Annotated in this window: 31 protein-coding genes; 10 read left to right on the top strand and 21 right to left on the bottom strand. The window is 58.9% G+C overall.

Annotated elements, in window-relative coordinates; all coding sequences use genetic code 11:
- Window positions 1-170: 170 nt before the first annotated feature.
- The 3 genes from DXY30_RS04890 to trpA are packed head-to-tail and all read left to right on the top strand — an operon-like array spanning window position 171 to window position 1,630.
- Window positions 171-422, top strand: coding sequence for an NAD(P)H-quinone oxidoreductase subunit L (locus DXY30_RS04890; protein ID WP_115023561.1), 252 nt, complete (start codon window positions 171-173; stop codon window positions 420-422).
- Window position 423: 1 nt separating this feature from the next.
- On the top strand, window positions 424-780 hold the full coding sequence (locus DXY30_RS04895; RefSeq protein WP_115023559.1) for a DUF3007 family protein: 357 nt from the start codon (window positions 424-426) through the stop codon (window positions 778-780).
- Between the two features lie 34 nt (window positions 781-814).
- A complete protein-coding gene (gene trpA / locus DXY30_RS04900) occupies window positions 815-1,630 on the top strand; it encodes a tryptophan synthase subunit alpha (RefSeq protein WP_115093620.1) in 816 nt (271 codons plus the stop codon).
- Window positions 1,631-1,735: 105 nt separating this feature from the next.
- Here the strand turns inward: trpA and DXY30_RS04905 are convergent, their stop codons facing one another.
- Window positions 1,736-2,107: an AbrB family transcriptional regulator gene (locus DXY30_RS04905; RefSeq protein WP_115093621.1), complete on the bottom strand. Its 372-nt coding sequence runs from the start codon at window positions 2,105-2,107 to the stop codon at window positions 1,736-1,738.
- 97 nt (window positions 2,108-2,204) lie between these two features.
- Here DXY30_RS04905 and DXY30_RS04910 point away from each other — a divergent pair, with 97 nt between their 5' ends.
- On the top strand, window positions 2,205-2,474 hold the full coding sequence (locus DXY30_RS04910; RefSeq protein WP_115093622.1) for a YciI family protein: 270 nt from the start codon (window positions 2,205-2,207) through the stop codon (window positions 2,472-2,474).
- Here the strand turns inward: DXY30_RS04910 and DXY30_RS04915 are convergent.
- Both DXY30_RS04915 and DXY30_RS04920 read right to left on the bottom strand, forming a co-directional pair.
- Window positions 2,450-2,806 carry a c-type cytochrome gene (locus DXY30_RS04915; RefSeq protein WP_244281280.1) on the bottom strand — a complete coding sequence of 119 codons (357 nt, stop codon included), beginning with the start codon at window positions 2,804-2,806 and terminating at the stop codon, window positions 2,450-2,452. The genes DXY30_RS04910 and DXY30_RS04915 overlap by 25 nt on opposite strands.
- 19 nt (window positions 2,807-2,825) lie before the next feature.
- A complete protein-coding gene (locus tag DXY30_RS04920; RefSeq protein ID WP_115094175.1) occupies window positions 2,826-3,059 on the bottom strand; it encodes a DUF3136 domain-containing protein in 234 nt (77 codons plus the stop codon).
- A gap of 89 nt (window positions 3,060-3,148) precedes the next feature.
- Between DXY30_RS04920 and DXY30_RS04925 the strand changes: the two genes are divergently transcribed.
- On the top strand, window positions 3,149-3,670 hold the full coding sequence (locus DXY30_RS04925) for a Nif11 domain/cupin domain-containing protein (protein WP_115093623.1): 522 nt from the start codon (window positions 3,149-3,151) through the stop codon (window positions 3,668-3,670).
- 505 nt (window positions 3,671-4,175) lie between these two features.
- On the opposite strand, the gene DXY30_RS04935 is transcribed toward DXY30_RS04925, so the two are convergent.
- The 5 genes from DXY30_RS04935 to DXY30_RS04955 form a co-directional block, all read right to left on the bottom strand.
- Entirely contained in the window at window positions 4,176-4,667 is a 492-nt protein-coding gene (locus tag DXY30_RS04935) for a phosphate-starvation-inducible PsiE family protein (RefSeq protein WP_115093625.1), read from the bottom strand.
- Between the two features lie 5 nt (window positions 4,668-4,672).
- Window positions 4,673-4,918, bottom strand: coding sequence for a hypothetical protein (locus DXY30_RS04940; protein WP_115093626.1), 246 nt, complete (start codon window positions 4,916-4,918; stop codon window positions 4,673-4,675).
- Between the two features lie 40 nt (window positions 4,919-4,958).
- Window positions 4,959-5,279 carry a hypothetical protein gene (locus tag DXY30_RS04945; RefSeq protein ID WP_115093627.1) on the bottom strand — a complete coding sequence of 107 codons (321 nt, stop codon included), beginning with the start codon at window positions 5,277-5,279 and terminating at the stop codon, window positions 4,959-4,961.
- A gap of 24 nt (window positions 5,280-5,303) precedes the next feature.
- On the bottom strand, window positions 5,304-5,669 hold the full coding sequence (locus DXY30_RS04950; RefSeq protein WP_115023545.1) for a YkvA family protein: 366 nt from the start codon (window positions 5,667-5,669) through the stop codon (window positions 5,304-5,306).
- Window positions 5,670-5,737: 68 nt separating this feature from the next.
- The gene (locus DXY30_RS04955; RefSeq protein ID WP_115094177.1) at window positions 5,738-6,664 is read right to left on the bottom strand and encodes a sigma-70 family RNA polymerase sigma factor; all 927 of its coding nucleotides are present in this window, start codon (window positions 6,662-6,664) and stop codon (window positions 5,738-5,740) included.
- Between the two features lie 180 nt (window positions 6,665-6,844).
- Between DXY30_RS04955 and DXY30_RS04960 the strand changes: the two genes are divergently transcribed.
- The 3 genes from DXY30_RS04960 to DXY30_RS04970 are packed head-to-tail and all read left to right on the top strand — an operon-like array spanning window position 6,845 to window position 8,704.
- Window positions 6,845-7,336, top strand: coding sequence for a DUF2214 family protein (locus DXY30_RS04960; protein WP_115093628.1), 492 nt, complete (start codon window positions 6,845-6,847; stop codon window positions 7,334-7,336).
- A complete protein-coding gene (locus DXY30_RS04965; protein WP_115093629.1) occupies window positions 7,336-8,001 on the top strand; it encodes a peptidase in 666 nt (221 codons plus the stop codon). The genes DXY30_RS04960 and DXY30_RS04965 overlap by 1 nt, the downstream gene beginning before the upstream one ends.
- Before the next feature lie 46 nt (window positions 8,002-8,047).
- Window positions 8,048-8,704, top strand: coding sequence for a L,D-transpeptidase (locus DXY30_RS04970; protein ID WP_115094179.1), 657 nt, complete (start codon window positions 8,048-8,050; stop codon window positions 8,702-8,704).
- On the opposite strand, the gene hisIE is transcribed toward DXY30_RS04970, so the two are convergent.
- On the bottom strand, window positions 8,701-9,369 hold the full coding sequence (gene hisIE / locus DXY30_RS04975; RefSeq protein WP_115093630.1) for a bifunctional phosphoribosyl-AMP cyclohydrolase/phosphoribosyl-ATP diphosphatase HisIE: 669 nt from the start codon (window positions 9,367-9,369) through the stop codon (window positions 8,701-8,703). The genes DXY30_RS04970 and hisIE overlap by 4 nt on opposite strands.
- Before the next feature lie 67 nt (window positions 9,370-9,436).
- Between hisIE and DXY30_RS04980 the strand changes: the two genes are divergently transcribed.
- Entirely contained in the window at window positions 9,437-9,913 is a 477-nt protein-coding gene (locus DXY30_RS04980; RefSeq protein ID WP_244281282.1) for a 6-carboxytetrahydropterin synthase, read from the top strand.
- Here the strand turns inward: DXY30_RS04980 and clpB are convergent.
- A complete protein-coding gene (gene clpB, locus DXY30_RS04985; protein WP_115093631.1) occupies window positions 9,899-12,487 on the bottom strand; it encodes an ATP-dependent chaperone ClpB in 2,589 nt (862 codons plus the stop codon). The genes DXY30_RS04980 and clpB overlap by 15 nt on opposite strands.
- Before the next feature lie 144 nt (window positions 12,488-12,631).
- On the opposite strand from clpB, the gene DXY30_RS04990 reads away from it, so the two are divergent.
- Window positions 12,632-12,889, top strand: a complete 258-nt coding sequence (locus DXY30_RS04990) for a hypothetical protein (RefSeq protein ID WP_244281283.1) — start codon at window positions 12,632-12,634, stop codon at window positions 12,887-12,889.
- Window positions 12,890-12,901: 12 nt separating this feature from the next.
- Here DXY30_RS04990 and DXY30_RS04995 read toward each other — a convergent pair whose 3' ends face one another.
- The 11 genes from DXY30_RS04995 to DXY30_RS05045 form a co-directional block, all read right to left on the bottom strand.
- Entirely contained in the window at window positions 12,902-13,180 is a 279-nt protein-coding gene (locus DXY30_RS04995) for a hypothetical protein (RefSeq protein WP_115093632.1), read from the bottom strand.
- Between the two features lie 19 nt (window positions 13,181-13,199).
- Window positions 13,200-13,595 (bottom strand): hypothetical protein, encoded by a 396-nt coding sequence (locus DXY30_RS05000; protein ID WP_115093633.1) that lies wholly within the window; start codon window positions 13,593-13,595, stop codon window positions 13,200-13,202.
- Window positions 13,595-13,852 carry a Nif11-like leader peptide family natural product precursor gene (locus DXY30_RS05005; RefSeq protein ID WP_170951137.1) on the bottom strand — a complete coding sequence of 86 codons (258 nt, stop codon included), beginning with the start codon at window positions 13,850-13,852 and terminating at the stop codon, window positions 13,595-13,597. The genes DXY30_RS05000 and DXY30_RS05005 overlap by 1 nt, the downstream gene beginning before the upstream one ends.
- 5 nt (window positions 13,853-13,857) lie before the next feature.
- On the bottom strand, window positions 13,858-14,217 hold the full coding sequence (locus DXY30_RS05010) for a c-type cytochrome (protein WP_115093635.1): 360 nt from the start codon (window positions 14,215-14,217) through the stop codon (window positions 13,858-13,860).
- A gap of 132 nt (window positions 14,218-14,349) precedes the next feature.
- The gene (petE, locus tag DXY30_RS05015; protein ID WP_115093636.1) at window positions 14,350-14,709 is read right to left on the bottom strand and encodes a plastocyanin; all 360 of its coding nucleotides are present in this window, start codon (window positions 14,707-14,709) and stop codon (window positions 14,350-14,352) included.
- Between the two features lie 7 nt (window positions 14,710-14,716).
- Window positions 14,717-15,736, bottom strand: a complete 1,020-nt coding sequence (locus DXY30_RS05020) for an NAD(P)-dependent oxidoreductase (RefSeq protein WP_115093637.1) — start codon at window positions 15,734-15,736, stop codon at window positions 14,717-14,719.
- Window positions 15,733-16,791, bottom strand: coding sequence for a uroporphyrinogen decarboxylase (gene hemE / locus DXY30_RS05025; RefSeq protein ID WP_115093638.1), 1,059 nt, complete (start codon window positions 16,789-16,791; stop codon window positions 15,733-15,735). Before hemE ends, DXY30_RS05020 begins: the two co-directional genes overlap by 4 nt.
- Before the next feature lie 81 nt (window positions 16,792-16,872).
- On the bottom strand, window positions 16,873-19,170 hold the full coding sequence (gene glgB, locus DXY30_RS05030; protein WP_115093639.1) for a 1,4-alpha-glucan branching protein GlgB: 2,298 nt from the start codon (window positions 19,168-19,170) through the stop codon (window positions 16,873-16,875).
- Between the two features lie 60 nt (window positions 19,171-19,230).
- Window positions 19,231-19,941, bottom strand: coding sequence for a DUF3887 domain-containing protein (locus tag DXY30_RS05035; protein ID WP_115093640.1), 711 nt, complete (start codon window positions 19,939-19,941; stop codon window positions 19,231-19,233).
- Window positions 19,942-19,951: 10 nt separating this feature from the next.
- The gene (locus DXY30_RS05040) at window positions 19,952-21,556 is read right to left on the bottom strand and encodes a CocE/NonD family hydrolase (RefSeq protein ID WP_115093641.1); all 1,605 of its coding nucleotides are present in this window, start codon (window positions 21,554-21,556) and stop codon (window positions 19,952-19,954) included.
- Window positions 21,546-21,827, bottom strand: a complete 282-nt coding sequence (locus DXY30_RS05045; protein WP_170951138.1) for a hypothetical protein — start codon at window positions 21,825-21,827, stop codon at window positions 21,546-21,548. The genes DXY30_RS05040 and DXY30_RS05045 overlap by 11 nt, the downstream gene beginning before the upstream one ends.
- Between the last annotated feature and the right edge of the window lie 25 nt (window positions 21,828-21,852).

Here is a 21,852-nt window from a genome sequence, read left to right on the forward strand (position 1 = left end):
TCTTGATCAGAAACTAGTGAGGGCTTCTTGAGTTGCCCACGCAGGTTCTGTGTCCAACGCAATCGCTGGCGGTGGCTTGACGGACCGAGCGGAATGACGCCGAATGCGTCTTCCGATTCCGCCATGCCCCCGCCCAGACATCTTAGATTTCCCCCAGCTGTCCTCAGGCCTTGGACCTCTCGTCCCTGCTCCATCAAGTCCCACAGGACACACTGCTGGTTCTTTTGGCCTACGTCGTGCTGGGCGGTTTGTACCTCGTGGTCATTCCGCTGGCCCTTTTTGCCTGGATGAATCAGCGCTGGCATCAGATGGGCAAGCTGGAGCGTCTGGGGATTTATGGGATGGTCTTCTTCTTTTTCCCGGGGATGATTCTGTTCGCTCCGTTCCTCAATTTCCGTCTCAGCGGGCAGGGAGACGTCTGAATTGACGCGTGGAAAGGTTCTCCTGATTGGACTCGCCGTCCTCCTGCTGGGAGGGGTTGGGCAAGTGGGCTTTCAAGCTGCTGGCTTTGAAGGTTTCTCGGCAGGGATTGCTGCCCAGACACTGTTGGTGGTGATCGTTGTGGTCTGGACGAGTTCCTACCTGTTTCGGGTTGTGACCGGCCAAATGACCTATATGAATCAGCGGCGTCGCTACCGCGAGGTGTACGACAAGCAGGAGGCTGACGCGCTTCAGGCTCGTTTTGACGCTCTCCCAGAGGAGGAGCAGCAGGCGCTGTTGCGCAAGATCGGAGCGGATGCCTCGGTTGCTTCGGACGGTGACGCCCCCGCCGACTCATAGGCTTTCGAGGTTTGTTCCTGGTCGGTTGACCGAGATGCCCAATCAGCAGTCCTCTTCCATCGCCCAGCGCTTTGAGCAGCTGAAGCAGGACGGTCGCCTCGCTCTGATGCCGTTCCTGATGGCTGGCGACCCTGATCTCTCTGTGACCGCTGAAGTGCTCCTCAGCCTGCAAAGCGCCGGGGCCGACATGGTGGAACTGGGGATGCCCTACAGCGACCCTCTCGCTGATGGACCTGTCATTCAGGCCGCCGCTTCCCGGGCCCTTGCCGCTGGAACCACGCCCAAGGCGGTTCTGGACATGCTGCGCTCCTTGAAAGGGAAATTGCAGATTCCCGTCATTCTGTTCACCTACTCCAATCCGCTGCTGAATGTGGGAATGGAGTCGTTCTGCCAGTCCGCAGCGGAGGCCGGTGCGGCGGGGCTGGTGGTGCCTGATTTGCCTCTCGAAGAGGCGGAGCGGTTGTCGACAATTGCAGAGCGCTACGGATTGGATCTCGTTCTTCTTGTTGCACCCACCACACCCAAAGATCGAATGGGTCGGATTGCGACATGCAGCCGAGGTTTCACTTATCTGGTGAGCGTCACCGGTGTCACCGGTGAGCGGGCTCAAATGGAAAGCAGAGTTGAAGGGTTGGTCCAGCAACTGAAACAAACCTCACCCGTTCCTGTCGCCGTTGGTTTTGGAATTTCAGGCTCTGAGCAGGTGCGCCAGGTTCGTGGCTGGGGTGCCGATGGAGCGATTGTGGGAAGTGCACTTGTGAAAAGGATGGCTGCAGCCTCTCCTGGAGAAATAGCTCAGGAAGCGGGTCGTTTTTGCGCTGAATTGCGCGTCGCTGCTGACCAGCCTTAGTGGCCTCCATCACGCTGAAGGCATTAAAAAACCCCAACATCGGTCGGGGTTGAGCAGGTCTTCAGGAGAGATGCAATGTCGGTGAGCACATCACCTGATGTTGAATCACTCCTCGTCTTCGTCGCTTGCACCAACAGGTGTCAAGCGAATTTGCTTGCGGCCTAGTTTGATTTCAAATTCATCTCCAGGCGTGAGGTCAAGAAGAGCCGTATACGCCTTGCCGATCAGCAAGTTGCCGTTGCCTTGCACTGTGGCCACATAGCTGAGCTTGCGGCCACCTTTGCCGACACCGCCAACACCGCCGGTACCAAGACTGACGCCTTTGGCATCCAAGAGGGCTTCGTAGAAAGCGGTGAAATTCAGACGTTCGCCACCATCCTTTTTGTGGGAAACATAGCCACAGACACGAACCAGATCAGACTTGCTGACATCACCCAGGTCTTTGACTTTATTGAGAAGGTCGCTCCCAGTGAGCATCGCTTTCGTGAGAAATCATCCTTCACAACATAGCGTTTGCTCAATCCGTTATGCCATCCTTCCTACTGAAAAGTTCTTCGGTATTTCATCTTTTGCTATGGCACGTTTCGTTTTGTGGGGCACTTACTGCACGGATGCTCTTGTGAAGCGTGCTCCCTATCGAGATGAACACCTCGCGCGCCTTCAGGGTCTTAAAGAGCAGGGCACGCTTGTCACTCTTGGGCCCACTGAAGGAAGCACTCACGTTTTCGGAATCTTCGAGGCAGACGACATCTCCGTCGTGCGCAAGCTGGTTGAGGACGACATTTATTGGAAGGAAGGAATCTGGACGGCTCTCGAGGTTTATCCCTGGGTCCAGGCGTTCTGAGCCTGCATCAGGATCCATTCCGCCACAAGCTGATCACCATCCGTCCCGAGAACGTCTGCGTAACCGCTCATCTGGCCTCGCCCTTCACGGGCGATGGCTGCGATGGCTTCCACCGTTGCGATGTCATCCCGCTCGAGGGTCTTCAGCTTCAGGTTTTTTCCACGGCGAATGATGTTGCCGCCGTTGATATGGCATCCCGCGCAGTGTTGTTCGAACAACACCGATCCTTGCTGGGCATCTGGAACGGCAGCGGCAGTGGCTGCCGCTGTTCCAAGGTTCAGCAGCAGCAGCAGACATGCACCAATGCAGTAGCGCAGGACATGGCTCGGCACAGGGATGTTGTGGCTTTGATCAGTTTGCTTGAGCAGGTGAAGCTTCCCTTTGGTACCGCTGAATCAGTTCGTCTGGAGAGCGGTAATCATGAGGCAGGGAGCTGTGCAGTCTTTGCAGGTAATCCCAGCAGACAGTCCGGCGAATGGCGTCTAGGTCGCGTCCATCCGCGACAAGGCGTCTCAGGGCCAAGCAGTAGTTGGAGAAGCCTGCTTCCAGATCGCTGATGGTGAGAGCCTTGGTTGCAGAAGGCATGAAATAGAACGTCAGGATCTTCTGACTTTTGCGCCCATCCCTGAATTGGTCTGTTGTCAGGATCACTATTGAAGCTGTGCGGTCCCCCCATGGCGGAACAGGATCTGATCCGTTTCCTCAGCAAGATCTCCCAACTTCAGTCCCTTGCGGAGCGTGTGCAGCAGGACTCCAGCAGTCGTCAACAGCTGGCGGACTGTGCTGACCACAATCAGGTTGTGCAGCTGGCCCAATCCTGGGGATTCGACATTGGTCGGCGCTGGGGAGAGCGTGACCATGGGCAGGGGGGGGACGCCAATCTGCTGGTGACCCCTTGCCCACCTCCCGGGGAGGAATCAATGCGGGTGCTGGCGTCGGCCGAGACTTGGAGATTGATGCTGATCGCATCGAATGACTACCGATCCCCCAGCGACGAATGGATGGATCAGTCCGAACACGAATGGGTGCTTGTCCTGCGGGGTAGCGCCTGTGTTGCGCTGGAGAACCCCGATCGGATTGTGGATCTCAGCCCTGGAGATCATCTTTCACTTCCGCCCCATCAACGCCACCGGGTCGAGCGCACGGACCCTGATCCTGGAACGCTCTGGCTGGCCCTGCACTGGGATGCCGCCTAAGCCTGCTCAGGCACGCCATTCCCAGGATGGGGTATTCCGGCCCCAAAAGGCAATGAGCACGACAGCTGATTGCCGTTCCCGTTATCGCTGACGAGAGTGTGTGTATCGAGATCGGAGGAGCCCATGACGGCCGACACTCCACCTGAGCAAATCGCAGAAGCAGACTGACTTTCTGGCCCCTGCTCCAACAGTTTCCACCCATTCGTAAGCAATTCGTCTGGCGCGACAACGAAGAGCGTCAAGCCAGTCGACTCTCCTCTGCATCGTTCGGAGGTGCCCCGCAGGAGAGTTGCTTCACACCTGGACCCCATGGCCCCAGGGTGCCTTGAGCCAGACGCTTCGACCTTTCCCTTCTCAGTTCCATTGCTGGAGGAGATTTCCCAAGGCATCAGACACTGAATATGAGGTCGATTGCAATGCGCAAACGAGCGAGTTAGGCCGTCTTTCCAGCGGGAAGGGCGGCCTTCCTATTTGGAGACATCCCTCAGTTGTTAGCCCTCAGTTGTCAGTCTTGGTGCTCAAGTTTGCTGACAGACCCACGCCCGAGCCGTGTCTTGGTGGGAGTTGCATTGGCACGTTTGACCAACCAGTAAGCGGCGGAGAGAGAGACGACCGCGATCCCTAGACCAACCAAAAGTTGGGGTTTGTTTTCAGCACCTGAAGGCAGCACGATCACTTTCCTGGCCACTGCGGTGAGAGCAGTCACCAGGACCAGTTCGATCTGCACTACATGGCGGCGTAGGTAACTGGTGATGTTTTGCAGTACCTCAAGGGCGATCAAAACGGTGAGCAGATCACCGAGGATCTTGATGAGATCGTCGCCTAACCACGTCGCAGCTGATCCAGTCAGCAGCTTGGAGCCCAGAGAAATCATCAGCTGGATGATCGCTGCAGCGATCACAACAGAAGTGATCAGGGTCAGAAGTCGGGCGACCTCGCGCTCACCAGCATCAACAAAACCAAGAAACGTTCTCTTCGATCGGGTGGGTCCGCTCACGGGTCTCAGTCGTTGAAGGGGTTGTAATAGGGCCGTGCTTTGGTGTTGCTGGCCGGGTTAACGACTTTGGTGTCACAGGTCATCGAGCCGTCTTCTGCAGTGACGCAATTCGTGGCTTCGATCTTGCTGTCTTTGCCTGTTGTGCTGCCAGGTCCCCTCAGCCAGCCTTCTGTCTGGGCCAGGGCAGACGAAGCTCCGCACACCGACATGGTCAAACAGAAGGAGGCACTAAGGAGTTGTGTAGGCGTCATCGGAGCGATGTCTGAGCCACCACTTTGCCCGTGATGTCCCTTAATCGGAGCAGTCGTCTCGAATTTCCTGCAAAAGCAGATCAAGTTGACCGAAAGGATCCTCCTCTGCTGCTGCGACGCCGTTGTTGTCTGCTGATTGCTGGCCATGCCATTCGGCTTCGACGCTGCAGAGCCGATCAGCCAGTCCGGACAGTCCGCGCAGTTTGTGTTCTCGCTCCAGCACCTCCAGCAGTGCGGGCATTCGGGTCGACACGGCGCGAAGGTTTCGCCGCAGGTCGGCCTGCGAGCGCCCCTGGTGTTTCAACCAGTCCTTCAGCAGCAGGGTGAGATCCGCTTCAAATTCAGGGGTCCAGCCAGACATCAATCAGTAACTCAGTTCAGCTATTCAGTGCGCAAGGGGAAACCATCGATCCAGTTTGCGGCGAGCTCGCATCCGGATCGACGGGGTGACGTGATTGCTCCAAAGTCCCACCATTGCTGAGAGCGCGACCAAATCATCACTGAAACCTGCCACAGGCAGCAGGTCGGGAATGAGATCAGCTGGCATCAACAGATAACTCAGTGCTGCGAGCATCGTCAGCCGCGCTGCTGAGGGAGTCTCTGGGTCAAGCATCAACTCCAGGGCTTCCAGGGCTGGGGCGGCAAGACCCCTCCCAGCCCGCTGCAATAGCCGGCGCAGCAGGCTCTCGTCGATGACTTCCCGTTCAAGCACGTCGGCCTCAACGGTGGTTCGAGCTGCATGGTTCGTCATGCGGAGGGAGCCAGATTTCTTCACTCTCACCACATCAGCTGCAAAGCGCTAGCTGTGTGAGCCGATGTTCAGAGTGTGGATTCCACGAGTCCGTTCTGAATTCCGGTCTTGCGCAGTTTGCGCAGGGCCCGCTGCACCACCTGACGGCAGTATTCCCGTGAACAGTTCATGTGGCGAGCCACTTCTGCAAGGGTGCTCCATTCGTTGGTGCCATCCAGCCCGAAGCGCAAGGTCACGACGGTGTGCTCTTTAGGGGTGAGATTGGCTTTGGCCAGTAACGACCAAACCGAGGCTGTGCGCTCAGCGATTTCGGCCCGCTCCATCGGAGGCAGCTCCTCGCTGGGCAGCACGTCCACCAGCTCTGAGGGATCGGATTTCGATTTCACAACCCCCTGCAGGCTGACGGTGACGCTGCGAAGTTCACAGGCCAGGAGGTCTTCCACTTCAGCGATGGGGATCTCCATGAACTCCGCCAATTGTTCCCCGGTAGGGCTCAGGCCATTCCTTTGCATCAAGCGCGCCTTGGCCGCCCGCAGCTTGGTGAGCTTTTCGTTCACATTCACGGGAATGCGAATGGTGCGGCTTTGGGTGGAGAGCGCCCTGTTCAGGCCCTGACGGATCCACCAATAGGCATAGGTCGAAAAACGATGGCCGCGGGTGGGGTCGTATTTCTCAACAGCACGGGTCAGACCGAGTGTTCCCTCCTGAATGAGATCAAGAAGATCCAAGCCCTTGCCCTGATAGCGCTTCGCCAGATTGACAACCAGGCGAAGGTTTGAGGTGATCATCTGATTCTTGGCCCGTTCTCCACGGCGAATCACTCCTTTTTCTTTATCGCTGTACTCACATGCTGGGCCACTCCCGCCAGCAAGATGACAGCGTTCGGTGATGGCAACCATCGCCTGAACCTTTCTCCCCATCATCAGTTCTTGCTCTGGGGTGAGCAGCTGATGGCGACCAATTTCGCCGAGAAAAGCACTCAGAGAACTCGTCATCATGACGATACGGCTGAATTGAACCTAGAACCAAAGTGTTTTTTTCTGGCGGTCATAATAAAGACTCCCGAATTAACACTTTTTGCGTTATTACACTCTTTCTTCCTGTTGATGAAGTGAATCTTTCATTGTTAATTCAATTGGGTGGCTAAGGTCGCCGCACCTTCTGTTGCTACGCCAATGCCCCTGGCCGTCGCTCTGACATCCGACATCGCCAAAAACGCTGGCGTTGCCTACGTTCACTACCTCAGCTTCATGCTCTGTTTCGGCGCACTCGTGCTGGAGCGGAAGCTGATCAAAGCCGATCCGAATCGCCAGGAAGCAACGGCGATGGTGATCACCGACATCGTCTACGGCATCGCTGCCCTGGCTTTGCTGGTGAGTGGAATTCTGCGGGTGATTCACTTCGGCCAGGGTGCCGAGTTCTATACCCAGAACCCCTTGTTCTGGTGGAAGGTCGGCCTTTACCTCTCCGTGGGGGGGCTGTCGCTGTATCCCACGATCACCTACATCCTCTGGGCAATTCCACTGCGCAAGGGCGAGCTGCCGAAAGTAAGCGAGGCTCTAGCAGGACGTCTGGCCTGGATCATCAACATTGAATTGGTCGGCTTCGCCAGCATTCCCCTGATGGCGACACTCATGGCCCGCGGCGTTGGTCTCCCCGCCGCCTGATGCAACCCGACCTCTGTCCTCCGCAACAGCAGCTTCGAACGCTCAAGGTTGCCTTGGAACGCCAGGCTCCTGGTCAGCTTCCGGGGTATGCCTCCTCCCTCGCCACCACATCTCTGGGCCCGCCCGTGCTGAAGCACTGGTGCGTCTGGATTCAGCCTGCTGATGCAACCCCTGCCAACCGTTGGGACCAACGCTGGCTGAAGGCGGTGTCATCGGCATTGACCACCTGGAATGCACTGGTCCCCATCACGAGGGTGGACAGCCCAGACCAGGCCAATGTGCTGATTCGACGTGAGCGTCCGGCGCGGCGTCAGGTCGCTGGGGTATGGCGGGCGAGCAACGGACGAACGCAGCTTCAGATCATTGACGTGCAGCGTCTTGGCAGCCGTCGATTGGAGCCCCAGGTGAAGGTGATGGTCTCCCCGGAGCTTCGGGCCGAAGCCCTGCAAGCCACAGCTCTGCACGAACTCGGCCACGCCTTCGGGCTCTGGGGTCACAGTTCTGTTCCTACCGATGCCCTGGCGATAAACCAGGGGGAGAGTCCTGTATTGGTGCCATCGGAACGGGATCGCCTCACCCTTGCGTGGGTGATGCAGCAGACGACCCGCTTCGGGTCGACGATTCAACAGCCCATTGAACCGTCCGAATTTGCTTTGCCTGAGTGACGTCGACATCCGGGCGCGGCATGCTGCTCGCATTCGAGGTCAATGCATGGATCTGATCCGTTCTTTGGTGATGGCTGGCGTGCTCGTCAGCCTTGTGGGTTGCCGTTCTGACACCAGTTCGTTTCTGCAGGACCCACAGATTCGTGAACCGATTCGGATCCAGCTGAATGGCAGCAATCCCATGGCCAGTGAGGGTGTTTTGGATCGTGCTGAGGGCCCTTTGCGTTTCACCGTCGGCCATGGGCGCCATGGCATTGGCTGTGAAGGCACCACCTTTGAAGAGGGTGTCACTCCGCTCGGAACGTTTCAGGTCAACGCCATCCTCAGCAACGACCGCTTCGAGATGGACCCCTCACTGGTGGAGCAATCAGGAAAAACGGAGGAGGAGCTGCGCGAGACCCTCTTCACCAACATGAATTCCATCGACTTCAAAGGGGATGGGGCAACCGGTGAATACGGCATTGGCTACATCAGCCTGGCTCCTGTTCCGGCAACAGAGCAGCCCTTTCGCTTCAACACCTACGACGGCGTCTTTCGCTGGTACAGCTTCGCCATTCACGGCACCAACGACGAGACCAGGATCGGCAAGGCGGTGACTGGAGGTTGCATCAACACCGGTCAGCTCACCATGGGGGTGCTCTTGGACACGGTGGAGCTCGGCGATGAAGTGGTGATCAGCAGCGACAGCCCCTGCTTGCCTTAATGCCGGCGCGGGGCACCCCGTCGCGCCGCCAGTACTTCCTGAACTTTCCTCCAGCTGACACCGTGATGGGCCAGGGCGACCTGCATGTGGAAGACGATGTCAGCTGCCTCTCCCGCGATCTCGTCGGCATTGTCGTCTTTGCAGGCCATCACGAATTCAGCGCTTTCTTCTCCGATTTTCTTGAGGATGCTGTTGTCTCCCCCCGCCAGCAACTTGTTGGTGTAGCTGCCTTCCTCCGGTTGTTTTCGTCTTCCCTCGATCACTCGGAACAGTTCGGTGCAGGCATCCGTTGGCGGCAGCAGAGCTGCTGTTCCACCAGGAGTTCTTTCGTCACTGTTCTCGAAGAAACAGCTGCGGGCACCGGTGTGGCAGGCCACATCCCCGGTCTGCTCGATCGTTACCAACAGCACGTCGGCATCACAGTCGTAGCGGATCTCACGCATCGTCTGGATGTGACCGCTGGTGGCACCCTTGTGCCAGAGCTCCTCGCGTGAGCGGCTCCAGTAATGCACCTCACCGCTGCGCAGGGTCGCTTCAATCGCTTCCCGGTTCATCCAGGCCACCATCAGCACAGCCCCGTCCAGCCAGTCCTGCGCCACAGCTGGAATCAACCCCGCTTCGTTAAAACGGAGTTGGTCAATGAAGGCGGGGCTGAGGGGCTGCATCAGGCCTCGGACATTCGGGCAACGCCTGAATCTTCCCGCAGCGTGCTCCCTTCCGCGTTTTCCCCCCTTGCTCGTTTCTCCGACCCCTTACAGCTGCAGCAAAGCCTTCAGCGGATATCCCTGCTGTCATCGGCAGTGGCGTCACGAAGGACATTGCCGCTTCGTGCATGGGTACAGCCGCAGTTTCAACCTCTGGTTCTCCGCAACTGATCTGGATTCCTGCGGTTTTGTCGTTGATTTCTCCAGCCTTCGCCCCTTCGAACAACAGCTGCGGCAGCAGTTTGACCACACCTTTCTGGTTAATGCCGATGATCCACTGCTGGCGGAATGGCAGCGGCTGCACGACCTCGGAGCGCTGGATCTCCGCGTGATGGAGAACGTGGGCATGGAGGCGACGGCGGCCTTGATCTGGGCCTGGGCCAACGAGCTGCTGCAAGAGCGCGATAGCGGTCGCACCTGTTGCTATGCCGTGGAGGCGCGGGAGAACAGCAGCAATGCAGCCAATTACAGCGCGGTTCCCCCATGGTTCTCAGCGCAGAGCTAACTGGTCGGCCTCCAGCTCCACGCTGATCGCCTGCCCCTCGCCGTAACGACCCGCCAGGATCGCCTTGGCAATGGGTGTCTCAAGTTCCCGTTGAACAGCTCGTTTCAGCGGTCGTGCTCCGTACACCGGGTCATATCCGGCACTGGCGAGCCAGTCGGCGGCCCCGTCACTCAGGCTGAGCTCCAGCTTGCGGTCAGCCAGCCGCTTGCGAAGGCGTTCCACCTGGAGGGTGACGATCTGGCGCAGTTCCTCCCGCCTGAGGCTGTGGAAGATGATCTGATCGTCCAGACGATTTAGAAATTCCGGCCGGAAATGGGCCCGGAGAGCTTCATTCACCCTGGCTTCCATCGCTTCATGCTGCTCGGGATCAGCGGCCAGCTCCAGGATCGATTGGCTGCCGATGTTGCTGGTCAGAATCAGCACCGTGTTGGTGAAGTCCACGGTGCGGCCTTGCCCATCGGTGACGCGGCCGTCATCGAGGATTTGCAGCATCACGTTGAAGACATCGGGGTGGGCTTTCTCCACCTCGTCGAACAGGATCACGGCGTAGGGCCGACGACGCACCGCTTCGGTGAGCTGGCCCCCTGCTTCATAACCCACATAGCCTGGGGGAGCACCGATCAAACGACTGACGGTGTGCTTCTCCATGTACTCCGACATGTCGATGCGCACCATGGCGTCATCGCTGTCGAACAGCCGGTTGGCGAGTGCTTTGGAGAGTTCGGTCTTGCCAACACCGGTGGGGCCGAGAAAGAGGAAGCTGGCGATGGGGCGGTTCGGGTCGCTCAGGCCTGCCCTGGATCGTTGGATCGCATCTGCCACCGCGGTGACGGCCTGGTTCTGGCCGATCACCCGCTGATGCAGGTCATCCTCAAGCTGGAGCAGCTTCTCCATTTCGCTCTGCACCAGCCGCGCCACGGGGATCCCGGTCCACTTGGCGATCACCTCGGCAATGTCGTCTTCACTCACCTCCTCCCTCAGCAAGCCTTTCTCGCCAGGCTCCTCCGAGGCGATCTGGGCTTCCTGCTCGAGCAACTGCTTCTGCAGCGAGGCCAGGGTGCCGTATTCCAGTTCCGCCGCTTTGTTGAGGTCGTAGCTGCGCTTGGCTTGCTCCACCTGCAGCTGCACCCGTTCGATCTCTTCCTTAAGCGACGAGAGATCGTCGATGGCGCCTTTCTCCTGCTGCCACTGGGCATTCAGCGAACTTTGCTGTTCGCCCAGTTCCGCCAGTTCCCGTTCGATCCGTTGCAGCCGTTCCTGGCTGGCACTGTCGGATTCACGGCCGAGGGAGAGCTTTTCCATCTCCAGCTGCAGGATCTTGCGATCGATTTCATCGATCTCCTCAGGTTTGGAGGTGATCTCCATCTTCAGGCGCGCGGCGGATTCATCCACCAGATCGATCGCTTTGTCGGGCAAAAAGCGGTCAGCGATGTAGCGGCTGCTTAAGACAGCTGCAGCCACCAGGGCACTGTCGGCAATGCGGACGCCGTGGTGCACCTCATAGCGCTCTTTGAGACCGCGCAGGATGGAAATCGTGTCTTCCACCGTGGGTTGATCCACCAGCACTTGCTGGAAGCGTCGCTCCAGGGCAGGGTCCTTTTCGATGTGCTGTCGATGCTCATCAAGGGTGGTGGCACCGATGCAGCGGAGTTCTCCCCGGGCCAGCATCGGTTTGAGCAGGTTGCTGGCGTCCATGGCTCCACCGGTGGCTCCTGCGCCCACCACCGTGTGGATTTCATCGATGAACAGCACGATCTGGCCTTCGGAGGCGGTGACCTCCTTGAGCACAGCTTTGAGGCGTTCCTCAAACTCGCCTCGGTATTTCGCTCCAGCGATCAGGGCCCCCATGTCGAGGGCGATGAGCTGACGATTCTGCAAGGCCTGCGGTACGTCACCGTTGACGATCCGCTGTGCTAATCCCTCCACAATTGCGGTTTTGCCAACCCCCGGTTCGCCGATCAGCACGGGGTTGTTCTTGGTGCGTCGGCTGAGGATCTGGATCGTGCGTCGGATCTCCTCGTCCCGCCCGATCACCGGGTCCAGCTTGCCGTCACGGGCAGCTGCTGTCAGGTCCCTCCCATACTTTTCGAGGGATTCATAGGTCCCCTCTGGGTTCTGATCGGTCACCGTCTGGTTGCCTCGCACAGCAGTAATGGCTTCTTTGAGTTTGGTGGTATCAACGCCTGCTTGGCTGAGCAGTTGCCTTCCGCAGCGCTCATCGTCTGCCAAGGCCAGCAAAAGGTGTTCAATAGCGATGTAGCTGTCGCTAAATCCATCACGGGCTGTTTCTGCTCGATCCAGGCAGCTGTTCAGGGAACGTCCCAGAAAGACTGATTCCGGTGGAGATCCAAGGCTGGGTTGCTGCTTGAGATGGGTGTCGACCGACGCTTGGAAATTGGCGACGTCGACACCTGCTTTGCTCAGAATTCGGCCAGCCAGACCGTTCTGCTGCAGAAGAGCCAGCAGCAGATGCTCCGTCTCAAGGTGCTGATGTTTGCTGGTTTGCGCCAGTTGCTGGGCGGCGACGATGGCGGCCCAGGCTTTCTCAGTGAACTGTTCTGCCGTGGGTTGCATCTCTGATGCGCTTCAAACTCCGTTCACCGTATGGCGATTGATGCGAGGCCCGAGGGAGCAAACCGAAGGATTCGGTTGGGTGCTCTCACCAGGGGGCGGCAAACCGGAATGGGTTTTTAGAGTTCGCCGAACTGAGAAGGGCCGATGTCTGATCCACAGCTGGTGGAGTCTCTCGTCCAGAAGAGTTTGGCGCTGTCGTCGACAGCTGGCGGAGAGCTGGAGCGCAGCTGTTGGATGGTCGTCCATGAGCACCATCACGGTGTGAAGCCGACGGAGTACGACATCCGCGAGATTGACGAAGACCTCTACCTCGGTGTGCTGAAGGCTGCCAAACAGGCCCACCCGCTGCGTGAAAGTCAGTCTCATTCAGGTTCTGATTTTGCGCGTCAGGACGTGCGCTGAGCTGATGCTTGATCAACCGTTGAGGAGCTGCCTCAGGAGTGCACGGTGAGCGTTTTCAGCCTCAATCGTCTCTCGCATCTCCTTGGGAAGACTGGCTTCCAGGATGTCCTGTTTTTTCATCTCCATGGCGTAGCGACTTTTGAATTCGCTGAAGTTGTTCAGGTAGGCCGTCGCGATCTCTGGTGTGAAGGCAATGACCTCAAGTGCGTGTTTGAAATGGAGGTAGGAGACGGTCCAGTCGACCAGTTCCACAAAACTCTCTAGGCCCAGGGGGTTGTCGGGAAGCGTCATTGGGTCGTGGTCGGTTGGTTCAGCCGAAACCCTCGGCCTTGGCTTGGTCGGTCAGCCCCCGCAATTGACCGTTGAGCAGTGCATCGCGCTCGCGGTCAGCCCCCACATGGGGAGCAATTTCCACCCCTGCGGCCTGCATGGCCTGCATGGCGGCTGCTTCCTCTACTGATCCTGTTTCGCTGCTGAGGTAGCGCTCCACAGTGGCTGCGCCGGTGGCATCCGCTGCGAAGTACACCGTTCCCGGGCCGCGGCGCACGACGGTTTGACGTCGCTGCCTTCGGCGTTGTTGCACGCTCGCCCAGAGCCGGCCTTGATTGGCGGTCATGAAGGCGTTCAGATCGGCTGCATCGGTGTCTTCGGCCAGAGCCATGCTGGTGCCATCAATGAAATCACTGAGCAGGGTGACAACGGCCATCAGGACGGTGTTGATTGAGAGGGTGTTGATTCAGAGGGTGGTGATTGAAAGGAGCGTTGGATCCTGCTGGTTTCAAACCAGCGAGTGATGGCTGATTCCTGAGCGTCGTCGCGGAGATCTCGCTGGATCACATCGAAGCCATGGCGCTGGGCCAGGGCCAGTAATTCGATGTCATCGCTGCAACGCGCAGCATCGCGTCGCAATCCCTGGTGATGCTCGATCGCCCGTAGAAAGTCTTGAAGAGCTTCACGACTCATCGCACTTACCAGCCCAATTCAGCCCGTTGTTCGACGTAGGTGGCCACCGCAATGATCTCCTCTTCACTCAGTTTGTCGGCATAGCCGGGCATTGCATTGAGGCCATCCTCGATTTCGTGCTCAAGAGCCTCCAAAGGGGCGCTCGTGTAGGCCTCGACGTGGTTGCTCAGGTCGCTGATCTTCAGCGTGCGTTTGGCGCTGATCACATTGCCGCCTCCCATGTGACAGGCCGCACAGTTGCTGTTGAAAATTTGCTCCCCTTGCTCAAAGGCTGAGGTGTCTATCGCCATCGCTGGGGCTGACAGCAGATCAGTCGAACCGACGATCAACAAGAGCGTCAGGATCAGGCCTGCAGCACGTGCCATCAAAATCCCTTCAATACTCCAAGGTATCCATCGTTTCCGACAAAAAAAAGAACCCCGAGCTGTGATTGATACACAGATCAGGGTTGTCAGTTCAGTTGGGATGAAACCTTAATTTCTAGAGAAATTTTGGAATCACTCGACGATCACCTTGCCGACCATGCCAGCGCCACGGTGGGGCTCGCAGTAGAAGTCATAGGTGCCAGCGGTAGCGAAGGTTTCTTCCCAGGATTCGCCGGGGTTGAAGGCGAGATCGGAGTGGCTGTACTCATCGTTGCCTTCGAAGACAGCGTTGTGGGGTGCCAATTTGTTGTTGACGAACTTGACGGTGTCGCCTGCCTTGATGTTCACGGTGGCAGGTTCGAAAGCGAGCATGCCGGCGTCTGTGCCGAGCTTCACCTCAACGGTGGCGGCTTGAGCAGTGCCGACGTTGAGGCCGATCAGCATCAGGAAGGCGCAGCAAGCAGCTGCAACGGTGCGAATGACGGAGCGCATGAAAGAGCTATGTCGATCCGTTGATTTTACGCGCTGCTCTGGGGGTTCCGCGGTTGGGCAATCCGGAATCACAAAGAACTGTTGCTAAGTCGGGGGCATGGCTGCTGCCACCGAAGCGTTCCGGCTGCGTCACCGGGTCATGAATGAAGTGGCGCTGGCGAATGCTGAATCGGTCCCAAGCGTTCACTTCAATAGGGAGAACGCGGATCAGGGTTTCAATCAGCCATGGCCAGAGCGGAATGCCTGGCGTGCGAGCAACACCGCGCCAGCGGCAGAGGGTGGCCACGGTGTCGTTCACCGAGATGGCTGGTTGACCCATGACCACGCGGCGCAGGGCTCCTTGACCGGGCTCACGGTTTGGCTCATGGGGATGTGTTGCCAACAGGCCGCAGATGCGTGCGATGTCTTCCGCGTGGATGAAGTGGAAGCTCGCATCCACCCGCAGCCAACGGGCCAGCCACAGCCAACGGCTGGCTTCAGCCAAGCCTTCGGTGAGATAGCTGGTGGGGAAGGGGCTGGTGCCATCGACCCGTCCGCCAAACACCAGGGTGGGAAAAACCGCGATGATTTTGCTGGCCAGGGGGTGCTGTTCAAGATCCCTGAGGCATCGCGCCTTCGTTTGGATGTATTCCGTGCCGTAGGCCAGAGCTTCCGGCAGGGGACGTAGGTGCCGGTCGAGCACGCTGGCTGTTGAGAAATAGATGACCTGTTCCAGCTTGGTTGGATCCAGAAGCTCAAGCATCCGCTTCACGGCCACCACATTCACCTGTTCGGCACGCTCTGGATCACCCCAGGCTGTGGCGGTGTGGATCACCCGGTTGATTGTTGCTAGCTCATGGGCAAACCGGTCTGTGTCCCGAAGATCCCCCACCAGAAGGCGGATGCGGGGGTGGTCTGCAGGAACAGCATTGAGCTTGGCGGGGTCCCTCAGCCAGAGAAGCAACTCCGCCTCGGAATTCTCCAGCAGCCAGCGGGAGACGTACTGACCGACGCAGCCGCTGGCGCCGGTCACCAGGATGCGGGTCAAACGGCAGCCCCGAGACGGTCCATCACGCTCTTGCCGGCGCGGAAGAAGGCTTCACCGTTCTCCTCGGGAGTTCCCGGCAAGATTCCATGGCCCAGGTTGAGAATGTGTTTGCGACCGCGGGCCTTGCGGACGCAGTCATCGATGCGAGCCTCGATCGCCTCTGGGGTGCCGAAAAGCAGGCCGGGGTCCACATTGCCCTGAACACCGATGTGCTCCGGCAATCGCGCCAGGGCTTCGGCCATGTCCACCGTCCAATCCAGCGAAATGATGTCGACGCCGGTGTTGGCCATCCGTTCGAGCACACCCGCGCTTCCGGAGATGTAGAGGATGAAGGGGGTGTCAGGGTGCGTCTGCTTGACCAGATCCACCACTTTTTTCTGATAAGGCGCAGCAAAGGTGTCGTAGTCAGCAGGGCTTAGCTGGCCAGCCCAAGAATCAAACATCTGCACCACCTGGGCACCGGAATCAATCTGGTAGCGCAGGTAATTGGCGATCGACTCAGCGAAGTGGTCGAGCAGCTTGTGAAGAATGTCGGGCTCGCGGAAGGCCATGGCCTTGATCACCGCGTAGTTCTTGCTGCTCTTGCCCTCCACCACGTAGGCGGCGAGGGTCCATGGGGCACCGACGAAACCAAGAACAGCCGCCTCGTTTCCGACGCTTTGGCGGAGACGTCCCAGAACTTCTCCCACGAAGGGCATCGACTCGGCTGGGTTCAGCGGGTGCAGGGCATCCACCTGGGCCATGCTCCGGATGGGGTCGCCAATCTGGGGGCCTTTGCTCTCTATGATGTCGAAATCAATCCCCATCCCCGGTAGGGGCGTGAGGATGTCGGAGAACAGGATCACGCCGTCGGGCTTGAAGGCATGAAACGGCTGCATTGAGATCTCATAGGAGAGATCAGGGTTTTCGGAACGCTCACGGAAGCTGGGGTACTTGTCCCGCAGGTCCCTGTAGATCTTCATGTAGCGCCCGGCTTGGCGCATCATCCAAACCGGAGGACGCTCCACCGATTCACCTCGCGCAGCACGCAGGAGCAGGGGTAAAGAGTCGCTCATCAAGCCCGGTCAGGTCAGCCGAAAACTTACCTGAATCAAAGGCTCCACTAGCGCTTCACCCCCTAATAGTCATCACCTTCGTCACAGGATGTTGTCGGGGTCGCTGCTGTTCAGGCTGCGTTTCGGGTCGTGCTTGAACACCATCAGGCTCAGCGGTGGCAGGCAGAGATCCAGGGAGTTCTCGTAGCCATGGATGCCCCACTCTTCCGTCGGTTTGCCGCCCATGTTGCCGAGGTTGCTACCGCCGTATTTGGCCGCATCGGAGTTGAAGATCTCCTCGTAGAAGCCCGCGAGTGGAACGCCCACGCGGTACTGGGAGTGGCTTTGGGGAGTGAAGTTCGCCACCACCACGAGCCAGGTGCCGCTGCTGCTCTCCCGACGCATGAAGCTGATGACGGAGTGGCGGTTGTCATTGCAGTCGATCCACTGGAAGCCGAACTGGTCGAAGTCGTCACGCCAGAGGGCCGGTTCCGCCTTGTAGAGAACGTTGAGGTCATCCACCAGTCGCTGGATGCCTTTGTGGGGTTCGTAGTTGAGCAGATCCCACTCCAGATCCCCCCAAACGTTCCATTCGGCCCGCTGGCCGAATTCCATCCCCATAAAGATCGTCTTCTTGCCGGGGTGCGTCCACATGTAGGCCAGCAAAGCCCTTGTGTTGGCGTACTTCTGCCAGTCATCTCCTGGCATTTTGTGCAGGAGATGGCTTTTGCCGTGCACCACTTCATCGTGGCTCAGCGCCAACATGAAGTTCTCGGTGTAGGTGTACCAGATTGAGAACGTGATGTTGTTCTGATGGAACTGGCGGAACCACGGGTCCAGCTCGAAGTAATCGAGCATGTCGTGCATCCAACCCATGTTCCATTTGAGGTTGAATCCGAGCCCTCCGATGTCCGTTGGCTGCGTCACCATCGGCCAGGTTGTTGATTCCTCCGCAATGGAGAGGGCTCCGGGGTAGTGCTGGAACAGCACGTGGTTGGCTTGCTGGAGAAAGCGGACCGCCTCGGTGTTTTCCCGGCCGCCGTTCTCATTCGGGAGCCATTCCCCATCGGGACGCAGGTAGTCGCGATAAAGCATCGAGGCCACCGCATCCACACGAATGCCATCGATGTGGAATTGCTCGAACCAGAAGATCAGATTGGCAACAAGGAAATTGCGAACCTCATTGCGGCTGTAGTTGAAGATCAGGGTGCCCCATTCCTTGTGTTCCCCGATCCGTGGATCGCTGTGTTCGTAAAGGTGTGCACCATCGAAGAAAGCAAGCCCATGGGCATCCTTCGGGAAATGGCCGGGAACCCAATCGATGATCACCCCGATCCCTTCGGCGTGGCAGCGATCAACGAAGGCCCGGAATTCATCAGGCGTTCCGTAGCGGCTGGTGGGGGCGTACCAACCCGTCACCTGATAGCCCCACGACCCATCGAAGGGGTGCTCGGTGATCGGCATCACCTCGATGTGGGTGAATCCCCTCTCCTTGACGTAGGGAATCAGGCGATCGGCGAGCTCGGCATAGGTGAGGAGGCGAGCACCGGGCTTCATGTCCGCCGCAGGGACCGGTTTGCGGGGGGTCCCGTCAGGTTGAATCCACGGCTCCTCCGCTGAGGCGTGGATCCAGCTGCCCAGGTGCATTTCATACACCGAGATGGGTTGATCCAGCGCGTTGCTGCTGTCCCGCTTCTGCATCCACTCCTGGTCGTCCCAGCTGTATCCGTTCAGGCGGGCCACCACGGAGCTGTTGTCCGGGCGGACTTCGTGCTGGAAGCCGTAGGGGTCAGCCTTTTGGTAGCAGTGGCCGTCCTGGGTGCGGATTTCGTATTTGTAGAGATGTCCCTCATTGAGTCCGGGAATGAACAATTCCCAGATGCCCCCGAGACGCTGTTGCATGGGGTGGTGGCGTCCGTCCCAGGAGTTCAGATCTCCGATGACTGAGACGCTCAGAGCGTTGGGAGCCCAAAGGCAGAACATCACACCCGTGATGCCGTCTCGCTCGATGAGGTGGGCACCCATCTTTTGCCAGATGTGGTGATGGTTGCCCTCAGCAAACAGGTGGCGATCCATTTCGCCCATCCATTCACCACGGAAGGCCCAGGGATCGTGCTGTTCGTGAACGATGCCGCCTCGTTCGACTCGGACCCGGTAGTCCAGGCCAGGGTCCTTGCCGATTTCGGCCTCAAACACCCAGGGGTGGTTCGGCGTGGTCATGGCGATTTGTTCGCCAGCCACCAGCAGGGTCACGCTTTGGGCCTCTGGCATCCACATACGCACGGTCCAACCCTGATCTGAGGGCTGGGGACCGAGCACCGCGAACGGGTGGTCATGGCGACAATTCGCCAACCGTTCGCCGTCCTGCACCATCCAGTCGAGGACTGCGGCGACACCCATGGGAGACCTAAGAATTGGGCGCGATGTTAAGCCTGATTTACGAAACAGATCCGCTGATCTTCAGACGAAGTCCCGCGAAATGTCGACGTTGATGATCCGACCACGTTCGTCGAAGATCACAAACAAGTTGGATGTGGCCTTGCCGAAGGCAACAGCCACTAGGACGAGTTGCTGATCCCCCCCCTGGTGGGCGATTACAGCGTCCTTGACCTTGCGGAAACCACCAGCGACCCGGCTGAGCTTGGTCCACTTGCGTTCCAGGTCTCCAGGAGCCAGCTCTTCCTGAAGTTCCAAGGACATCTTGGATCGCGCGGCAATCCAACGGCCTGCCGCGAGGTCCCGGGTGAATTCCAGCGCCGTTGTTTCGATGGGTTGGATGCGATCGGTCCACTTCCAGGCGAGCAGCTTGCCGTCCTCGTCCAGCACCATCAGCATCCCTTCGTCACCGGATGCGGTGGTCACAACTGCGTCAATCGTGGTCGTGTTGTAGCCGGGAATCACGCTGACAATGCGGCTCGCTTCGATGGCTACGCGTTGGTCAAGGCGAGCCTGGATGGTTTTGACATCAACACTGGTCTGGACTGGAGTGGCTAGGGCGTCATGCATCACGTTCCCTTGGCGTTCCTTCAGAGCCTCCAGCAGGACTTCAGCGGCCGCTGTTGCCTGGGCTGGTGTGAGTTCAGTCCTGGTTAGCTCCTCCGCTGCTGCGGGACTGATCAACCCCATCGGGGCTGACAGAGCGATGGCCAGCAGGGCAGCAGAGAGCTTCAAAGCACAAACATCAGTCGAGCTTCAGTCTGCCGGAGGCAAAGGGGTTCAGCTGCAGGGTGGAGTCAGCAAGCTCGAGTGTCAGCGTCACCACACGATGCTCCTGGCTTGGTGCTCCGCAGGGCACGCCGTCGTGCCCAGGGTTTACGCCAATGGCAGGCCACGCTGCTGCTGCGATTGAGATCCGCAAGCGATCTCCCTGAGCCAGTGCGGCCTGAAGGGGTTGAAGGGTCACATTGCGGATGGCTGATGTCAGCGCCTCATCCCCTCGAACTCGCAGGAAGCCTGTACTCAGTTGCTCCACTGTCTTGGCGTCAGCAGGCAGGCGCGACAGGCTGATGCAGAGATCAAACCCTGGCTGGTCTGCTTGGGCGTTCAGCAGCAGCAACGGCTGTCCCGACAGCAGAATTTCAGCCCCCAAGGGGTCAGAGGTGAATGTTGCGACGTCGCTGCGTTGATCAACCGCACAGCGGTCCACGGGCCCCGGGGTTGTTCCGAGGTGTCCACCAATGGCTGGAACCGGTCGCCAGGGGTCATGAACGATGCTTACGCCGCCCTCTCCCTCTCCATCCGTCACGAGCGCACCGTCGTGTGGATCGATGCAGGCCAGTCCCTGGCTTCGCAGTCCCCATGAGATCGTTTCGACCGCGTCTGGTGCGGGGATGGCGTCCCAGTGATGGTCCGTGATGTTCCAGAGCTGGCTGGTTGGCGCCGGCTCCAGTGGTGGTCGATCCTGTAAGTGCTCTTGGAAGAACTGCAGCAAGAGCTGCTGGGTTTCCGGCCACCACTGCAGGTGGGAGGCCGGTCCGATATGGAGTGATGGCTGGCCTCCAGCGGCTTGGCTGCGACACCACAGGTCGAGAAGGCCGATCAGATGCGGGTCCCACCATCCGCCGATTAACAGCATCGGGCGTTGGAGCCAGCTCACGGGGGGGTGATGAACCGTCCATTGCTGCTCCTGGGCCGGGTCGCTTTGCAACCATCTCCAAGCCATGCCATCGGGGTCATGGCGTTGCAGCAGTGCAGGCCCGTCCCGCAGGTAACGGTTGTCTTCCAGGCTTCTGCGGATCTCCAGCCAGGCCGTTGCTTCACCGCGTCGCTGAGCCTGAAGAGCGGCGAGCTGGAGCCCCCAGCCGAGTCCAAGGTGCCACCAGTGGGCACCCCCTTCACAACTCCAGTGGCGACGTTCGTCCAGTCCGGTCATCGCCGGTGTTGTGCAATCCGGTGGCGGCGTGGATTCAGCTGCGGTGAGCTGGGTTAATCCCTGATACGAAAACCCGTAGGCCCCAAGCCTGCCATTGCACTCCGGCAGTTGGCGAACCCAGGCGTGGGTGGCGGTGGTGTCGGCCGCTTCCTGACCAAACCCCCCGAAGCTGCCCTCCGATTCCCCTTGACCTCGCACGTCTTGAACGACGACCAGGAATCCATGGGAGGCCAACCATGTTGGATGGGCGTAGGTGACCGTTGAGGCGATGCGGCTTCCATAGGGTTGCCGCATCAGCAAGGCAGGCCAGGGTCCGCCATGGCTGGGGTGCCACAGCCTCGACTGCAGCACGACGCCATCAGGCAGCGTCAGCGCCGCATGGCGGCAGTGAACTCGATTGGTCTCAGCGAACATCGGGGCAATGCAACCCCACGACGTAGGTCACCAGGATTTCCGCATCCTGAAAGTTCAGGTTCTGACTTTTGGCGACCTTGCGGGTGGCTTTCTTGGAGTAGGCCGATTGGCCGTTGTCGTTCATGTCCCGGAATGAACGACACATCGCCTTGGCTTTTTCAGGATTGCGTTTGACGCTGTTGAGCAAATCTGAATCAGCAGCACCCACAAGTGCGGGAGACCCGATCAGAGCCAAAGCAACCAGAGCTGTGCGCAGGGGGGACAACCTCATGAATTCTTCTTACGCAGGATTGGAC

This window comes from Synechococcus sp. UW106 (assembly GCF_900474015.1).
Classification (GTDB): domain Bacteria; phylum Cyanobacteriota; class Cyanobacteriia; order PCC-6307; family Cyanobiaceae; genus Parasynechococcus.

What these genes read in the sequence shown, in the direction of transcription:
- clpB (WP_115093631.1), bottom strand. Translation starts at nt 12,487, where the DNA reads ATGCAACCCACGGCAGAACAGTTCACTGAGAAAGCCTGGGCCGCCATC.
- DXY30_RS05010 (WP_115093635.1), bottom strand. Translation starts at nt 14,217, where the DNA reads ATGGCACGTGCTGCAGGCCTGATCCTGACGCTCTTGTTGATCGTCGGT.
- DXY30_RS05000 (WP_115093633.1), bottom strand. Translation starts at nt 13,595, where the DNA reads ATGGCCGTTGTCACCCTGCTCAGTGATTTCATTGATGGCACCAGCATG.
- DXY30_RS04925 (WP_115093623.1), top strand. Translation starts at nt 3,149, where the DNA reads ATGGCGGAACAGGATCTGATCCGTTTCCTCAGCAAGATCTCCCAACTT.
- DXY30_RS05045 (WP_170951138.1), bottom strand. Translation starts at nt 21,827, where the DNA reads ATGAGGTTGTCCCCCCTGCGCACAGCTCTGGTTGCTTTGGCTCTGATC.
- DXY30_RS04920 (WP_115094175.1), bottom strand. Translation starts at nt 3,059, where the DNA reads ATGCCTTCTGCAACCAAGGCTCTCACCATCAGCGATCTGGAAGCAGGC.
- DXY30_RS04965 (WP_115093629.1), top strand. Translation starts at nt 7,336, where the DNA reads ATGCAACCCGACCTCTGTCCTCCGCAACAGCAGCTTCGAACGCTCAAG.
- DXY30_RS04905 (WP_115093621.1), bottom strand. Translation starts at nt 2,107, where the DNA reads ATGCTCACTGGGAGCGACCTTCTCAATAAAGTCAAAGACCTGGGTGAT.
- DXY30_RS04990 (WP_244281283.1), top strand. Translation starts at nt 12,632, where the DNA reads ATGTCTGATCCACAGCTGGTGGAGTCTCTCGTCCAGAAGAGTTTGGCG.
- DXY30_RS04970 (WP_115094179.1), top strand. Translation starts at nt 8,048, where the DNA reads ATGGATCTGATCCGTTCTTTGGTGATGGCTGGCGTGCTCGTCAGCCTT.
- hisIE (WP_115093630.1), bottom strand. Translation starts at nt 9,369, where the DNA reads ATGCAGCCCCTCAGCCCCGCCTTCATTGACCAACTCCGTTTTAACGAA.
- DXY30_RS04995 (WP_115093632.1), bottom strand. Translation starts at nt 13,180, where the DNA reads ATGACGCTTCCCGACAACCCCCTGGGCCTAGAGAGTTTTGTGGAACTG.
- DXY30_RS05040 (WP_115093641.1), bottom strand. Translation starts at nt 21,556, where the DNA reads ATGTTCGCTGAGACCAATCGAGTTCACTGCCGCCATGCGGCGCTGACG.
- DXY30_RS04960 (WP_115093628.1), top strand. Translation starts at nt 6,845, where the DNA reads ATGCCCCTGGCCGTCGCTCTGACATCCGACATCGCCAAAAACGCTGGC.
- DXY30_RS05005 (WP_170951137.1), bottom strand. Translation starts at nt 13,852, where the DNA reads ATGAGTCGTGAAGCTCTTCAAGACTTTCTACGGGCGATCGAGCATCAC.
- trpA (WP_115093620.1), top strand. Translation starts at nt 815, where the DNA reads ATGCCCAATCAGCAGTCCTCTTCCATCGCCCAGCGCTTTGAGCAGCTG.
- DXY30_RS04955 (WP_115094177.1), bottom strand. Translation starts at nt 6,664, where the DNA reads ATGACGAGTTCTCTGAGTGCTTTTCTCGGCGAAATTGGTCGCCATCAG.
- glgB (WP_115093639.1), bottom strand. Translation starts at nt 19,170, where the DNA reads ATGGGTGTCGCCGCAGTCCTCGACTGGATGGTGCAGGACGGCGAACGG.
- hemE (WP_115093638.1), bottom strand. Translation starts at nt 16,791, where the DNA reads ATGAGCGACTCTTTACCCCTGCTCCTGCGTGCTGCGCGAGGTGAATCG.
- DXY30_RS04950 (WP_115023545.1), bottom strand. Translation starts at nt 5,669, where the DNA reads ATGACGAACCATGCAGCTCGAACCACCGTTGAGGCCGACGTGCTTGAA.
- DXY30_RS04940 (WP_115093626.1), bottom strand. Translation starts at nt 4,918, where the DNA reads ATGACGCCTACACAACTCCTTAGTGCCTCCTTCTGTTTGACCATGTCG.
- DXY30_RS04910 (WP_115093622.1), top strand. Translation starts at nt 2,205, where the DNA reads ATGGCACGTTTCGTTTTGTGGGGCACTTACTGCACGGATGCTCTTGTG.
- DXY30_RS04945 (WP_115093627.1), bottom strand. Translation starts at nt 5,279, where the DNA reads ATGTCTGGCTGGACCCCTGAATTTGAAGCGGATCTCACCCTGCTGCTG.
- petE (WP_115093636.1), bottom strand. Translation starts at nt 14,709, where the DNA reads ATGCGCTCCGTCATTCGCACCGTTGCAGCTGCTTGCTGCGCCTTCCTG.